Origin of the sequence: Paracoccus aestuarii (genome assembly GCF_028553885.1) — a bacterium.
Classification (GTDB): domain Bacteria; phylum Pseudomonadota; class Alphaproteobacteria; order Rhodobacterales; family Rhodobacteraceae; genus Paracoccus; species Paracoccus aestuarii.
This window is the reverse complement of record NZ_CP067169.1, coordinates 1,372,367-1,386,362: the sequence shown is the minus strand read 5'-3', so window position 1 is coordinate 1,386,362 and position 13,996 is coordinate 1,372,367. Positions and strand designations below refer to the sequence as shown.

The 13,996-nt window shown below is 66.4% G+C and carries 11 protein-coding genes and 1 pseudogene; 10 read left to right on the top strand and 2 right to left on the bottom strand.

Translation table 11 applies throughout. From position 1 onward, the window contains the following. Window positions 1-181: 181 nt before the first annotated feature. From JHW48_RS07125 to JHW48_RS07115, 3 genes are all read left to right on the top strand, one after another. The gene (locus tag JHW48_RS07125; RefSeq protein ID WP_119885953.1) at window positions 182-1,024 is read left to right on the top strand and encodes a DMT family transporter; all 843 of its coding nucleotides are present in this window, start codon (window positions 182-184) and stop codon (window positions 1,022-1,024) included. A gap of 118 nt (window positions 1,025-1,142) precedes the next feature. After that, on the top strand, window positions 1,143-2,246 hold the full coding sequence (locus tag JHW48_RS07120; protein ID WP_147388082.1) for a histidine kinase dimerization/phosphoacceptor domain -containing protein: 1,104 nt from the start codon (window positions 1,143-1,145) through the stop codon (window positions 2,244-2,246). 36 nt (window positions 2,247-2,282) lie between these two features. Beyond that, complete coding sequence (locus JHW48_RS07115) at window positions 2,283-3,224, top strand: mechanosensitive ion channel family protein (RefSeq protein ID WP_119885955.1); 942 nt, start codon at window positions 2,283-2,285, stop codon at window positions 3,222-3,224. Here the strand turns inward: JHW48_RS07115 and JHW48_RS07110 are convergent. Next, window positions 3,221-3,892 carry a DUF3047 domain-containing protein gene (locus JHW48_RS07110; protein WP_119885956.1) on the bottom strand — a complete coding sequence of 224 codons (672 nt, stop codon included), beginning with the start codon at window positions 3,890-3,892 and terminating at the stop codon, window positions 3,221-3,223. The genes JHW48_RS07115 and JHW48_RS07110 overlap by 4 nt on opposite strands. Before the next feature lie 191 nt (window positions 3,893-4,083). On the opposite strand from JHW48_RS07110, the gene JHW48_RS07105 reads away from it, so the two are divergent. The 7 genes from JHW48_RS07105 to xylA all read left to right on the top strand — a co-directional run bounded on the left by JHW48_RS07105 (window position 4,084) and on the right by xylA (window position 12,241). Continuing rightward, window positions 4,084-5,103 (top strand): LacI family DNA-binding transcriptional regulator, encoded by a 1,020-nt coding sequence (locus tag JHW48_RS07105; RefSeq protein ID WP_119885957.1) that lies wholly within the window; start codon window positions 4,084-4,086, stop codon window positions 5,101-5,103. Window positions 5,104-5,211: 108 nt separating this feature from the next. Then, a complete protein-coding gene (locus JHW48_RS07100; protein ID WP_119885958.1) occupies window positions 5,212-6,474 on the top strand; it encodes an ABC transporter substrate-binding protein in 1,263 nt (420 codons plus the stop codon). A gap of 56 nt (window positions 6,475-6,530) precedes the next feature. Next, entirely contained in the window at window positions 6,531-7,454 is a 924-nt protein-coding gene (locus JHW48_RS07095) for a carbohydrate ABC transporter permease (RefSeq protein WP_119885959.1), read from the top strand. Further along, a complete protein-coding gene (locus tag JHW48_RS07090; protein WP_119885960.1) occupies window positions 7,451-8,266 on the top strand; it encodes a carbohydrate ABC transporter permease in 816 nt (271 codons plus the stop codon). The genes JHW48_RS07095 and JHW48_RS07090 overlap by 4 nt, the downstream gene beginning before the upstream one ends. Before the next feature lie 5 nt (window positions 8,267-8,271). Then, window positions 8,272-9,918, top strand: a complete 1,647-nt coding sequence (locus tag JHW48_RS07085; RefSeq protein ID WP_205961893.1) for a glycoside hydrolase family 43 protein — start codon at window positions 8,272-8,274, stop codon at window positions 9,916-9,918. Further along, the gene (locus JHW48_RS07080) at window positions 9,911-10,936 is read left to right on the top strand and encodes an ABC transporter ATP-binding protein (RefSeq protein ID WP_119885962.1); all 1,026 of its coding nucleotides are present in this window, start codon (window positions 9,911-9,913) and stop codon (window positions 10,934-10,936) included. Before JHW48_RS07085 ends, JHW48_RS07080 begins: the two co-directional genes overlap by 8 nt. A gap of 3 nt (window positions 10,937-10,939) precedes the next feature. Then, complete coding sequence (xylA, locus tag JHW48_RS07075) at window positions 10,940-12,241, top strand: xylose isomerase (RefSeq protein ID WP_119885963.1); 1,302 nt, start codon at window positions 10,940-10,942, stop codon at window positions 12,239-12,241. Between the two features lie 478 nt (window positions 12,242-12,719). Here xylA and JHW48_RS07070 read toward each other — a convergent pair. Beyond that, a pseudogene (locus tag JHW48_RS07070) lies at window positions 12,720-13,977 on the bottom strand (IS3 family transposase). Between the last annotated feature and the right edge of the window lie 19 nt (window positions 13,978-13,996).

Sequence of the window (13,996 nt, the reverse complement as noted above, 5' to 3'; positions counted from 1 at the left end):
CGCCCCTGTTTTCCGTGGCCGGCCTCGCATCGCAGCCGGATTCTCTGTTCGGGCCGGGTCGATTGCCAGCCATGCGGCCCCATGCCGGGACCGCGTCGCCACCTTATTGCGGCCAATTCCATCCTTGAAGGTCGCCGTGATTTCATCATCATCCCGGATCGTGACCGGAACAGCCGTGGCGATGATCGCCTTTGCGGCGAACTCGGTCTTGAACCGTCTGGCGCTCTCTGGCGGGCATGCCGACGCGGCCAGTTACACCGGCCTGCGCCTCGCCTCGGGTGCCGTCATGCTGGCATTGCTTTTGGGCTGGCGGACCGGGTGGCACCGTCGACCTGTCGGAGGCGGTATATGGCCGGCGGTGGCGCTGTTCCTCTATGCGATCGGGTTTTCCATCGCCAACCTTCGGTTGGAGGCCGGGACAGGCGCGTTGATTCTGTTTGCAGCGGTTCAGATCGGCATGCTGGGCTGGGCCATTTCCCAGGGCGAGCGTCCCGGGATGCTGGAGACTGCGGGTTTCGCCCTCGCCATCCTGTCGCTGATCGCATTACTGCTACCCGGCGCGACAGCACCTGACCCGGGCGGCGCCGCGCTGATGGTCGTGGCGGGCTTGTCCTGGGCTGCCTATACGCTGATGGGACGTGGATCCGCGGCGCCCCTGACCGATACGGCAGGTAATTTCATCCGTTGCCTTCCCATCGGCATCCTGCTGGTTCTGCCCGGAGCGTTCTTCCAGACAATCAGCCTGCAGGGATGGGCCTATGCCATCGCATCCGGAGCGCTGGCATCGGGCCTTGGCTATGCGCTGTGGTACAGCGTCCTGCCGGCCCTGCAACGCAGCAACGCAGCCTATGTCCAGCTGAGCGTTCCTGCCATCGCCGCCTTGGGAGGGGTTCTGTTCATTGCCGAACCGATCGGTTGGCGGCTGGTCATCTGTTCGGTCGGCATTCTGGGGGGTGTGGCGCTGGCGCTTTGGGGGGCCGGACGACGCAGGCCGGCACCCGGCGGCAACAGCCCCGGGCGGTGACGCAAGTCGCATGCGCCATCTTGCATGTCACGCAAATGTTCACGTCCTATCAAATCTTTAGTTCCGACCGCCGAGGCGATGGTGCATAGAGGTGCGGAGTTTTTCCGATAAGCCCATCGTGCCACGCGCAGACCGACACCCGGATCAGGAACGGCGCATCAGGGCGCTGCGGTCCTTCGAGATTCTGGATACCGAGCGCGAGCCGGAATTCGACGACATCGTGAATTTCGCCGCGCGTCTCTGCGGGACGGCGATCTCGGTGGTGAATCTGCTGGATGCGGAACGGCAATGGTTCAAGGCCGAGACCGCCCTCGGCCTGCGCGAGACGCCGATCGAGACCTCGATCTGCGCCCATGCCATCCTGGAACAGGAATATCTGGAGATCCCCGACACCCGGCAGGATCCGCGCATGTCCGACAATCCGCTCTGCACCGACGATCCGGGGCTGCGCTTCTATGCGGGGGCGCTGCTGAAGACGCAGGACGGCCTGCCTCTGGGGACGCTCTGCGTGCTGGACCGCCAGCCGCGGCGGCTGACCGATCTGCAGCGCGAAGGGCTGCAGGTCCTCGCCCGGCAGGTCATGGCCCAGCTGGAGCTGCGCAAGGCGCTGCGACAGTCCAGGATCCTGCGGCAGGAGGTCGATCACCGCGTCAAGAATTCGCTGCAGATGCTGTCCTCCTTCGTGCGGATCTCGGGGCGGCGGGCGGTCAGCGCGGAATCGCGCGACCTGCTGGCGGTGGTGCAGTCGCGCATCGACGCGATGACCCATGTCCATGAACAGCTCTATCGCCGATCGGACGAGACCGAGGTCGAGCTGGCCTCCTATCTGGCCAAGATCGGCCATTCGCTGGCACGCAACGCCCCCGCCGGGGTGGTGGAGGTGACGGGCGACCCGATCGAGGTGCCGCCCGCCACCGCGGTGGCCTTGGCGACCCTGACCAGCGAGCTGGTCTCCAACGCCTTCAAGCACGGTTTCCGCGACGGCAGGCCGGGTCGGGTGCGCGTCACGCTGCAGGACGATCCCGCATCGGGGCAGGCGCGGCTGGTCTGCGCCGATGACGGCATGGGCATGGCCGGGACCGCGCTGCCGGATTCGACGGGGCTGGGGATGCAGGTAGCCGAGGTCCTGGCGACTGAACTTTCCGTCCGGATCGACGTTCAGCCCGATCTTGAGGGATTCAGGGTTTCCGTGCTGTTTCCGACGGTTCTGGCGGGCGTCTGATCCCCGCTGGAATCCCGTCGGAAAAGGACCGTTGCCATGGGCATCGACACCGATGCCGGCACCATCATCGACAAGGTGGAGACCTGGATCGAGGGGCTGATCCGGCTGGTGCCGAACCTGGTCAGCGCGGCGGTGATCCTGCTGGTCTTCTATCTGGTCGCGCGGGCGGTCAGCTATGGCGTCAGCCGCACCTTGGCGCGGCATGGCCGGCCCACTTTGGCCAATGTGGGTGCGGCGCTGCTGCGCTGGTCGATCATGATCATGGCCTTCCTGCTGGCGGCAACGATCGTGCTGCCCTCGCTGCGGCCGGGGGACCTGCTGTCGGGGCTGGGGATCGGGTCGGTGGCGATCGGATTTACCTTCAAGGACATCCTGCAGAACCTGCTGTCGGGGGTGCTGATCCTGCTGCGCCAGCCCTTCCGCGTCGGCGACCAGATCGTCGTGAACGGGTTCGAGGGCACAGTCGAGGATATCGAGACCCGCGCGACCTTCATCAAGACCTATGACGGGCGGCGGGTGATCATTCCCAATGCGCAGATCTATACCGGCACGCTGACCGTCAACACCGCCTTCGATCTGCGCCGGTCGGAATATGACATCGGCATCGGCTGCAACGATGACTGGGACAAGGCGATGGAGCTGATGGTCGAGGCCGCCCGCCAATGCGAGGGCGTGCTGTCCGATCCCGCCCCCGAGGCGATCCCGGTGGGCATCGACGCCTATCAGAACACCATCCGCCTGCGCTGGTGGACCAAGCCCGAACGCATCGACGTGATCCGGACCCAAGGCAGGGTCATCGTCGCCGTCTACAAGGCGCTGGACCGGGCGGGGATCGACATGCCCTATCCGACCCAGGTCCAGCTGTGGCACGACCAGACCAAGGTCACCGACGGCGACCGCCGTCTGCAGCGCGAGGGCTGGCCCGCGGGTCAGGGCGACGTGCCCCGCCCCCGCTGGCAGCCCGCCAAGGACGGCTAGGCCAGGATCAGGTTCGACAGGTTGGCGCGCAGGCGGCTGCGCGTGTCGTCGCTGTCGGCCGAGACCGCCAGCCCGACCAGCGCTTCGGGCCGGCTGCCGAAGGCCGCCGCATGATCGCGCGCCAGATCGACGCGCACGGCCTCGGACCCCGTGCCGGCCGGTCGCAGCGCGATAGTGACGCCACGCCCGCGCAGATAGGGGCTGGGCAGCACCGCGCCCTGCGGGTGATTGCCGCCCCAGACATAGATCAGGCTGCGCGCCGATCGGTTGGCCAGCAGCTTCTGGGGTGCGGTGTCGGGCGACAGGCGCGCCGCGGCCCGCGCCTCCATGAAGACGAAATAGACCGAGATGTTGCGGTCATCCCCGCCCCGGAGCGACAGGTCGATGGGCGGCACGCTGTCGCTGACCGCCCAGTCCCACCACGCGCCGCGCGCGCCCCGCAGCGCCTCGGGGACCGGGCGATAGATCAGGGACGAGCTGGCATCCGCCGCGATGGACAGGCTGGCGCCGCCCAGCCCGTAGCGCGTCGCCGCCAGCCGTGGAAAGGTCACGGGCCGCCACGCGCCGTCGAAGGGGATGGCCCCCGATGGCTGGGCGGCGGGCCCGCCGGGACGGGCCAGGACCAGGGCCGAGACGAGGCCCGCGGACAGAAAGGCGCGACGCTGCATGATGATACCTCCTGCGGTGATGCACGGTCCGGTCGCGCGGAAGGGTGCGGCGCGTTACGCCCCCTCACGCCAAGGTGATGCCCGCCCTTTGCGCCGGGCCCGCACTGCACTAGGATTGAGGCGCGGGCAGTTTCTGACTAACGTTCGTCAATGACTGCCCGGAACAGACCCTCGAGCCCGACGGATTTTGCATGACCAGACCCACCATCCACGATGTCGCCCGCGCCGCGGGGGTCAGCCTGTCCACCGTCGACCGGGTGCTGAACGACCGCGAGGGCGTCCGCCAAGCGACCCACATCCGCGTGACGCAGGCGATGCGCGATCTGGGCTATGAACGCAACATCGCCGCCGCCAACCTGGCCCGGCGGCGGCAATACCGGCTGTGCTTCATCCTGCCCGGCGGTCCCAACAGCTTCATGCGCGGGCTGGAGGAGGAGCTGCGCGCCCGCGCCGATGCCTGGGAATTCACCACGCTGGAACGGCGCATCGTGCCGCCCTTCGACGATGCCGCCCTGGTCCATGCCCTGCGCGGCGTGGATCCGGCGGCGACCGACGGGGTGGCGGTGGTGGCCACCGATTCCGCCATGGTCCGGGCCGCCATGGCCGAGCTGCGCGACCGCGGCGTGGCGGTGGTGACGCTGGTCTCGGACCTGCCATCATCGCGGCGCCAGCATTTCGTGGGGATCGACAACGTTCAGGCCGGTCGGACGGCGGCCAGCCTGCTGGGGCGGTTCTGCCGGGGCAGGCCCGGGCGGATCGTGCTGGTCGCGGGGTCGATGCTGGTGCGCGACCATGCCGAGCGGCGTCTCGGCTTCGAACAGGTGCTGCGCGCGGAATTCCCCGACCAATCCATCCTGCCCCCGTTGGAGGGGCTGGACGATCAGGACATCGTCGCCGCCCATCTGGGCCGCACGCTGGCCGATCATCCCGACATCGTGGGCATCTACAGCCTGGGCGCGGGCACGCGCGGCGTGGCTCGCGCCCTGTCGCGCCCGGCCGCGCCGCGCCCCGCCGTGGTCGTCCATGAGCTGACCCCGCATTCCCGCAAGGCCCTGCTAGATGGCAGCTTCGACGCCGTGATCCACCAGGACCCGGTGCGCGAGGTCCAGGCGACCGTGTTGGTCCTGCGCAGCCTGATCGACGGCGCCGCCATCGACCCCGAGGCGGCGCGCATCGGTATCGAGGTCTTTCTGCGCGACAACCTGCCCTGACGGCATGCGGCTGGAATCGGTTGCGTGACGGTTTTTTCTGACGTACGTATGTCAGACCTGATGATGAAACGTCAGGAATGGCCGTCATGCCGGCCGAGGGAGGAGACCATGAAACACCCCGCAGCGGCGCTTGCCGCAGTCACCGTCATGGCCGGCGGCCAGGCGGCGATGGCGCAGACCCAGATCGACGTGCTCCGCGTGACCGTCAATGACGAACAGGCGGTCTATTTCGACCGCCTGGCGCGTGAATTCGAGGCCCAGAACGAGGGCGTCACCGTCCGCTTCGACTATGTCGCCAACGAGGCCTACAAGGCCCGCCTGCCGACGCTGCTGCAATCGAACGCGGCGCCCGACATCTTCTACAGCTGGGGCGGCCAGACCGTCGTGGAACAGGTCGAGGCGGGCTTTCTGCAGCCCATCGACGACCTGCTGCCCGAGGGATTCCGCGACACCATCCCCGAGGCGGGCCTGCTGGCCTATTCGGTGGACGGGCAGCTCTATGGCCTGCCGCAATACGCGACCGAGGTGGTCCTGTGGACCAACACCGCCCTGACCGACCAGGCGGGCATCGACCTGGACGCCATCCGCACCTGGGACGATTTCCTGGAGGCGGTGCAGACGCTGAAGGATGCGGGCATCACCCCCATCGTCGCGGGCGGGCAGGACAAGTGGCCGCTGCATTTCTACTGGAGCTATCTGGCGCTGCGCCAAGGCGGCCCGAACGTCGTCACCGACGCGATGGAGGGCGCGAATGGCGGCTTTCAATCCGAGGCCTTCATCGAGGCCGGCCGCCAGTTCCAGCGCCTGACCGAGCTGGAGCCGTTCCAGCCCGGCTTCATCGCCACCACCTACGAGACCGCGTCGGGCATGTTCGCGGACGGGGCGGGCGCCTTCCATCTGATGGGGGACTGGGACTATCTGCCCATGCGCGAACGATCGACCAGCGGCGAGGGGCTGCCCGACGACCAGCTGGCGATCATCAGCTTTCCCGCCGTCGCGGATCCGGTGGCCGAGGGCGGCAATGACGCGACGCTCGGCGGGATCAACGGATGGGCCGTCTCGGCCGGCGCCTCACCCGAGGCGGTGGCCTTCCTGGCCTTCATGATGAATGCCGAGAACCAGCGCGAGGCCGGCCGGCAGGAGCTGTTCATCCCCATCGCCGTGGGCACCGCCGACCAGATGGACAACCCCTTCTATGTCCAGGTGGCCGAGAATATCGAGGCCAGCAGCTTCCACCAGATCTTCCTGGACCAGTTCCTGGGCGCGTCGGTGGGCGCGGCGATCAACGACGTCTCGGCCGACCTGGCCCAAGGCGCCATCACCCCCGAGGATGCCGCGGCGCAGGTCCAGGAGGCCTGGGACTTCCGCTGAAGCCTTGGACCGCGGGGGCGCGCATGCCCCCGCACCCATCCCCCGAAGGAGCCGGTATGTCCCTCGACGCCGAAAGGCGGCTGCCCGCCTCTGCGCGCTGGCGCCGCGCCCTGCTGAACGGCCGCGTCAGCGCCGTCCTGATCCTGCTGCCGCCCGCGCTGATCCTGTTCACGCTGTTCGTGACGCTGCCCTTGGGCGAATCCGCGTGGTATTCGCTGTTCAACTGGAACGGCTACGGCACGCCCTCGAACTTCGTGGGCATCGCCAATTACGAACGCATCCTGAACCATTCCGTCTTTCACATCGCGGTCGGCAACACGCTGAAGATCGTGGCCGTGTCGCTGGTGATCCAGATGCCCTTGGCGCTGTTCCTGGCGCTGCTGATCCATCGCAAGACGCCCACGAATGCCGTCTTCCGGCTGGTCTTCTTTCTGCCCTATATCCTGGCCGAGGTCGCCGCGGGCCTGATCTGGTCCTTCGTCTTCGACGGCAATTACGGCGTCACCGCCTCCATCGCCCAGAGCCTGGGGATGGGCAATGTCTTCATCCTGTCGGACCCGGACTGGGCCTTCGCCGCGATCATGACGGTGATCGTGTGGAAATATTTCGGCTTTCACATGATGATCTACATCGCCGCCCTGCAAAGCGTGCCGCAGGACCAGATCGAGGCCGCCCGGATCGAGGGCGCGACCCGCGCCCAGGTCGTCCGCTATGTCCAGATCCCGCATATCCGCCCCGCCATCGCGGTCAGCGCCTTCTTCGCCATCATCGGCGCGCTGCAGGTCTTCGACGTCATCATCCCGCTGACCAATGGCGGGCCGTCGAACCAGACCCATACGATCGTGACCTATCTTTATACCTTCGGGCTGACGCGGCTGAATATCGGCTTCGGTTCGGCGGTGGGCGTGATCCTGTTCGTGGGCGCGGTGACGGTCGCGGTCTTCTATCAGCGCATCTTCATGAAGAGGGCCGAGGCATGACCCGCAACATCCTGCGCGTGACGCTGCTGCTGATCGTGGCCAGCTTCGTGCTGGCGCCGATGATCGCCACCATCCTCGGCGGCTTCAAGACCAATGCCGAGATCCGCACCAACGCGCTCGGCCTGCCCGCGATGTGGAACACCGAATTCTACGGCCAGATCATCACCGACCCGGCCTTCTGGCGTTATCTGCGCAACTCGCTGGTCATCTCGATCGGATCGGTCGTGCTGACGCTGATCGTGGGGGCGGCGGCGGCCTATGTCTTTGCCCAGATCCGGTTCTTCGGCTCGCGGATGCTGTTCTCCTATATTCTGCTTGGCCTGATGTTCCCCTTCGCCACCGCGATCCTGCCGCTCTTCATCAAGGTCCGCGACATCGGCCTGCTGGATACCTGGTGGGCGGTGATCCTGCCGCAGACCGCCTTCAGCCTGTCGTTGGCGATCCTGCTGTTCCGCACCTTCTTCGCCCAGCTGCCCAAGGAGCTGTTCGAGGCCGCCTATATCGACGGCTGCGGCTATGTGCGCTTCTTCTGGCGCTTCACGCTGCCCTTGTCCGCGCCGATCCTGGCGACCGTGGGCGTCTTCGTCTTCGTGCAGAGCTGGAACAACTTCCTGCTGCCGCTGGTCGTCCTCAACTCGCGCGAGGTCTTCACCTGGCCGCTCGGGATGATGCAGTTCCGCGGCGAATACGTCACCCAGTGGAACCTGACCCTGGCCTTCGTCACGCTGACCATCGTGCCGGCCATCGTCTTCTTCCTTGCTGCCCAGAAATACATCGTCGCCGGCCTGACGGGCGGCGCCGTCAAAGGATGAAAGCCATGATCCAGAACCCGATCCTGCCGGGCTTCAACCCCGACCCGTCCATCGTGCGGGTGGGCGACGACTACTACATCGCCACATCGACCTTCGAATGGTATCCGGGCGTCCAGATCCACCATTCGCGCGATCTGGCCAATTGGCGGCTGGTGACGCGGCCCCTGTCCCGCGCGGCGCAGCTGGACATGCGCGGCGATCCCGACAGCGGCGGCATCTGGGCGCCCTGCCTGACCCATGCGGATGGGATGTTCTGGCTGATCTACACCGACGTGAAGCGCCGGGACGGGGCGTGGAAGGACAGCCACAACTATCTGGTCACCGCGCCCGCCATCGAGGGGCCGTGGTCGGACCCGGTCTATCTGAACTCCTCGGGCTTTGATCCCTCGCTGTTTCATGACGAGGACGGGCGCAAATGGCTGCTGAACATGATCTGGGATCACAACCGGACGGGCGGCGACCGCTTCGGCGGGATCGTGATGCAGGAATATTCGGTCGAGGATCGCCGCCTGACCGGCCCCGTCCGCACCATCTATCGCGGCACCGACCTGAAGCTGACCGAGGGGCCCCATCTCTATCGCCGCGACGGCTGGTATTACCTGCTGACGGCCGAGGGGGGCACGGGCTATGACCATGCCGTGACCATGGCGCGCGCCAAGGACCTGTTCGGCCCCTATGAGACCGACCCCGCCAAGCATATCCTGACGGCGCGCGGCACGGACGGGCTGCTGCAGCGCTGCGGCCATGCCGACATCGTGGAAACGCAGGACGGCCAGGTCTATATGGTCCATCTGTGCTCGCGCCCCCTGGACGAGACCCGCGCCCTGCCGGTGGGCGATGGCGGCATCCATGCCGACGACGTCCGCCGATCGCCCTTGGGGCGCGAGACGGCGATCCAGCGGCTGGACTGGCCCACGGGTGAATTCCCCCGCCTGGCCCATGGCGGCAACGCCCCCGCCGACACCGTGCCCTGCGATCTGCCCCCGCATCCCTTCCCCGAGGATGCGCCCCGCGTCACCTTCGACGGCGCGCTGCCCCCGGCCTTCCAATGGCTGCGCACGCCCCAACCCGACCGCCTGTTCAGCCTGACCGACCGCCCCGGCGCGCTGCGCATCTTCGGGCGCGAATCCCCGGGATCGGCCTTCGAGCATGCGCTGCTGGCCCGCCGCCAGACCGCGCTGAGTTTCCGCGCCGAAACCACGATCGAGGTCGATCCCGGCGATTACCAGCATTTCGCGGGCCTGATCGCCTGGTATGGCCGCTTCAAGTTCCATTACCTGGCCGTGACGGCGGATGAGGACGGACGCCGCGTGCTGACCGTCTTCAGCTGCGCCGCCGATTGGCCGGATGCGCGCGTGACCTATCCGATCACCCCCGTCCCGCTGCCCGACGGTCCCCTCCAGCTGGGCTGCGACGTGGACGGCATGACCCTGCGATTCCGCTACCGGACGGATGGCGACTGGACCGACCTCGGGATCGCGCTGGACCAGTCCGCGATCTCGGACGAGGCCGGCAACGGGCCGGGCAGCAACTTCACCGGCGCCTTCATCGGCATCTGCGCGCATGACACCTCGGGGCGCGGGCGGCATGCGGATTTCACCGACTTCACCTATCAGCCGCTGAACGGCGGGCCGCAGGTCAGCCATGGCTGAGGTGCGGCTGGAACAGATCACCAAATCCTTCGGCGCGCTGACGGTCCTGCCGGACCTGAACCTGACCGTGCCCGACGGGTCCTTCACCGTGCTGGTCGGCCCCTCGGGCTGCGGAAAATCGACATTGCTGCGCATCATCTCGGGCCTCGAGGAACCCAGCTCGGGCGCGGTGATGATCGGCGGGCAGGACGTGACGCTGGACGAGCCCTCGAAGCGCGGCATCTCGATGGTGTTCCAGTCCTATGCGCTCTATCCGCATATGACCGTCGCGCAGAACATCGATTTCGGTCTGCGCCTGGCCCGGATGCCCGCCGCCGAACGCCAGGCCCGCGTGACCGAGGCCGCGCGCATCCTGGCGCTGGAACCCTATCTGGACCGCAAGCCCGCCCAGCTGTCGGGCGGCCAGCGCCAGCGCGTGGCCATCGGCCGGTCCATCGTGCGCCAGCCCAAGGTGTTTTTGTTCGACGAACCGCTGTCGAACCTGGACGCGGCGCTGCGCACCCAGATGCGGGTCAAGCTGGCGCAGCTGCACCAGTCGCTGGACGCCACGATGATCTATGTCACCCATGACCAGGTCGAGGCGATGACCCTGGCCGACCAGATCGTGGTGATGAATGCGGGCCGAATCGAACAGGTCGGCGCGCCGATGGATCTCTATGACCGGCCGCAGACGGCCTTCGTCGCGGGCTTCATCGGATCGCCCCGGATGAACCTGGTCCCCGGCGCCGCCATCGGCCAGCCCCATGCGGAAACCGCCGGCATCCGCCCCGAACATCTGCTGATCCATGAGGGCGGCCGCCCGGCCCGCGCCCTGGTCGTCGAGACGCTCGGCGCCGACACGATCGTGCATGCCGATGTCGAGGGCATCGGCCCCATGACCATCCGCCTGACCGGCGACAACCGCCTGCTCGCGGGCGAGGTGATCCCCATCGCTCCCCAGCCCGGCCAGCTGCACCTGTTCGACGCCGAGGGCCAGCGCCTGCCCGACCCCGTCGCCACGACCTTCCAGAGGACCTGACCCATGAGCTATTTCCAGGACATCGCCCCGATCCGCCATGAGGGGCCCGACAGCAGCAACGAATTCGCCTATCGCCATTACGACCCCGACGAGATCGTCCTGGGCAAGCGCATGGAGGATCACCTGCGCCTGGCCGTCGCCTATTGGCATGCGCTGGCCTATGAGGGGGGCGACCCTTTCGGCGGGCGCACCTTCGACCGGCCTTGGTATGGCGACGACATGGCCGCCGCCCGCGCCAAGGCCGATGCGGCCTTCGACCTGTTCCGCATCCTGAACGTGCCGTTCTTCTGTTTCCACGACGCGGATGTGCGCCCCGAAGGCGCGAGCTTCGCCGAAAGCCGCCGCAACCTGGACGAGATCTGCGACCTCTTCGCCGAACGGATGCAGCAGACCGGCACCAAGCTCCTCTGGGGGACGGCCAACATGTTCAGCCACCGCCGTTGGATGGCGGGTGCGGCGACCAATCCCGACCCGGAGATCTTCGCCTATGCCGCGGCATCGGTGAAGGCCTGCATGGATGTCACACACCGGCTGGACGGGCAGAACTATGTCCTCTGGGGCGGGCGCGAGGGCTACGAGACGCTCTTGAACACCGATCTGGGGCGCGAGGCGGAACAGGCGGGCGCCTTTCTGTCCAAGGTCGTCGATTACAAGCACAAGATCGGCTTCAAGGGCGCGATCCTGATCGAGCCCAAACCCCAGGAGCCCGCCAAGCACCAATATGATTTCGACGTCGGCACGATCTACGGATTCCTCAAGCGCTTTGGCCTTGAAAACGAGGTCAAGCTGAACATCGAACAGGGCCATGCGATCCTGGCGGGCCACAGCTTCGAACATGAACTGGCGCTGGCGGGATCGCTCGGGCTGTTGGGGTCGATCGACATGAACCGCAACGACTATCAGTCGGGCTGGGACACGGACCAGTTCCCCAACAACGTCCCCGAGGTCGCGCTGGCCTATTACGAGGTGCTGCGCGCGGGCGGGTTCACCACAGGCGGCACCAATTTCGACGCCCGGCTGCGCCGCCAGTCGCTGGACCCCCAGGACCTGGTGCTGTCCCATGTAGGCGCCATCGACATCTGCGCGCGCGGCCTGAAGGCCGCCGCCGCGATGCTGGAGGATGGCGGGCTGGAACGGATGCGCGCCGAACGCTATCAAGGCTGGGACGGGGACGCGGCCCGCGCCATGCTGACCCGCGAGCCGCTGGAGACCATCGCCGAACGCGTCGAACGCGTTGGCCTCGATCCCCAGCCCCGCTCCGGCCGGCAGGAGCGGCTGGAGAACTGGGTCAGCCGCTTCGTCTGACCCGGTGTCGTCACCGCACACGCCCGGCGGGTCGCTTCACACACAACCGCAGAACCGGAGCCCCATCGCCTGAATATCAGGTGCATTCGTGACGTAGGTCCTGCTGAACCTGTCATCAAAGTTCTCATTACTCGTGCATTTATGGGCGTTTAAATCATAACCAACGAGGGCTCAGTCGTTCGTCCAAAATGGCTTCACCGCCATCCTGCTGCATATTTCTTCCAGTGCCGGACCGGCGCAAGGGAGTCGCCTATACTTTGAGTTGCCGACAGTGGGAATTCACAGGGTGGTCTGGTTGTGCTTCAAGCTGGTATCTGCAATGTCGCCAGCTTTGCACGAGACCTGATGAAGGACGAAGAGCGGGCGTTTCACGGACGCTTCATTCCAGTCGTGTGCGCCTTTAACGGGCACAACCTTGGGACTTACCGCCTTGTTCTGGACGAGGTTCTGAGCTGCTGCCGGTTTCGTTGACAGCGGGTTAGGCTAGCATAGCGCGGTCCTCGAACTCCATGGGGCTGACGTAGCCGCGCTTCGAGTGCCGCCTGCGCGGGCTGTAGAAGCGTTCAATGTAGTCGAAGACGTCGGTGCGGGCCTCGTCGCGGGTGCGATAGACCTTGCGGTTGGTCCTTTCGATTTTCAGCGAAGAAAAGAAGCTCTCCATGGCCGAATTGTCTCAGACGTTCCCGGCCCGGCTCATGGAGCAGGTGATGCCGTTGTCGGCCAGTAGGCGCTGGAACTGCTCGCTTGTGTATTGGGACCCCTGGTCCGAGTGATGCAGCAGCGCGTCCGCCTTGCCGCGGCGCCAGACGGCCGTCATTAGGGCATCCATGACCAGCGTGGCATCCCTCTCGGCCTTCGTCGACCAGCCGACCACGCGGCGTGAGAACAGGTCCAGGACAACAGCGACATACAGCCAGCCCGGGGCGGTCCGGATGTAGGTGAAATCGGCCAGCCACTTCTGGTTCGGACGATCCGCTTCGAAATCCCGATCAAGGCCTCGCCGGTTCACTTGAACCGTCGCCCATCGGGCTTGAACCGATGGCGCCGCGATGGGCAACCGTTCACCGGCTCGATGTCGGCGATGACCGAGCGCGCGCCGTCGTCCTGAGGCTTGTCACGCCGTTTTGGCCGCGCTTTGAAGGCATTCTGGCGCATCAGACGCTCGATCCGGTGCAGGCCGCAGATCAGGCCCTCTTCAAGGACGTCGCACCAGACCCGGCGAGCGCCATAGGTCCGGTCGCTGGCCTTGAAACTCGTGTCGATGGCCGTGACGAGCTTCGCATCAAGGGTCGCTCGATCGCCGAGAGGGCGGTTCAGCCATGCATGAAAGCCCGAAAGCGAGGCCTCCAGAACCTCGCATAGCCAGCTGAACGGCCAGATGTGCCGGTGCTTCGCGATGAAGGCGAACCTCATGTGTTCGGGCATGCCTTCGGACCAATGGCAGTCATGCCCTCACTCCCTCGCGAAGTAGGCTGCGGCTTTTTTAGGATGTCACGCTCCGCCTTAAGCTTAGCGACCTCCTTCTTCAGGGCTGCGATCTCGGCCAGATCGGCACGCTGCTGGCCATTGTCGGGAAACGCCGTGACAGGGGCCGCTGCGGCCTCCCGCATCCAACGCCGCAGCACGCTCTCAGCCAGATCCAGATCCCGGGCCGCCTGCGCCATCGCAACGCCCCGCTCCGTCACCAGCTTCACAGCCTCAAGCTTGAACTCCTTCGTGAACCTCCGTCTCACCATGTCCGACCTCCGTCTCCTT

Coding starts and splice junctions, on each gene's coding strand:
- JHW48_RS07125 (WP_119885953.1), top strand. CDS start 182: ATGATCGCCTTTGCGGCGAACTCGGTCTTGAACCGTCTGGCGCTCTCT.
- JHW48_RS07115 (WP_119885955.1), top strand. CDS start 2,283: ATGGGCATCGACACCGATGCCGGCACCATCATCGACAAGGTGGAGACC.
- JHW48_RS07110 (WP_119885956.1), bottom strand. CDS start 3,892: ATGCAGCGTCGCGCCTTTCTGTCCGCGGGCCTCGTCTCGGCCCTGGTC.
- JHW48_RS07105 (WP_119885957.1), top strand. CDS start 4,084: ATGACCAGACCCACCATCCACGATGTCGCCCGCGCCGCGGGGGTCAGC.
- JHW48_RS07100 (WP_119885958.1), top strand. CDS start 5,212: ATGAAACACCCCGCAGCGGCGCTTGCCGCAGTCACCGTCATGGCCGGC.
- JHW48_RS07095 (WP_119885959.1), top strand. CDS start 6,531: ATGTCCCTCGACGCCGAAAGGCGGCTGCCCGCCTCTGCGCGCTGGCGC.
- JHW48_RS07090 (WP_119885960.1), top strand. CDS start 7,451: ATGACCCGCAACATCCTGCGCGTGACGCTGCTGCTGATCGTGGCCAGC.
- JHW48_RS07085 (WP_205961893.1), top strand. CDS start 8,272: ATGATCCAGAACCCGATCCTGCCGGGCTTCAACCCCGACCCGTCCATC.
- JHW48_RS07080 (WP_119885962.1), top strand. CDS start 9,911: ATGGCTGAGGTGCGGCTGGAACAGATCACCAAATCCTTCGGCGCGCTG.
- xylA (WP_119885963.1), top strand. CDS start 10,940: ATGAGCTATTTCCAGGACATCGCCCCGATCCGCCATGAGGGGCCCGAC.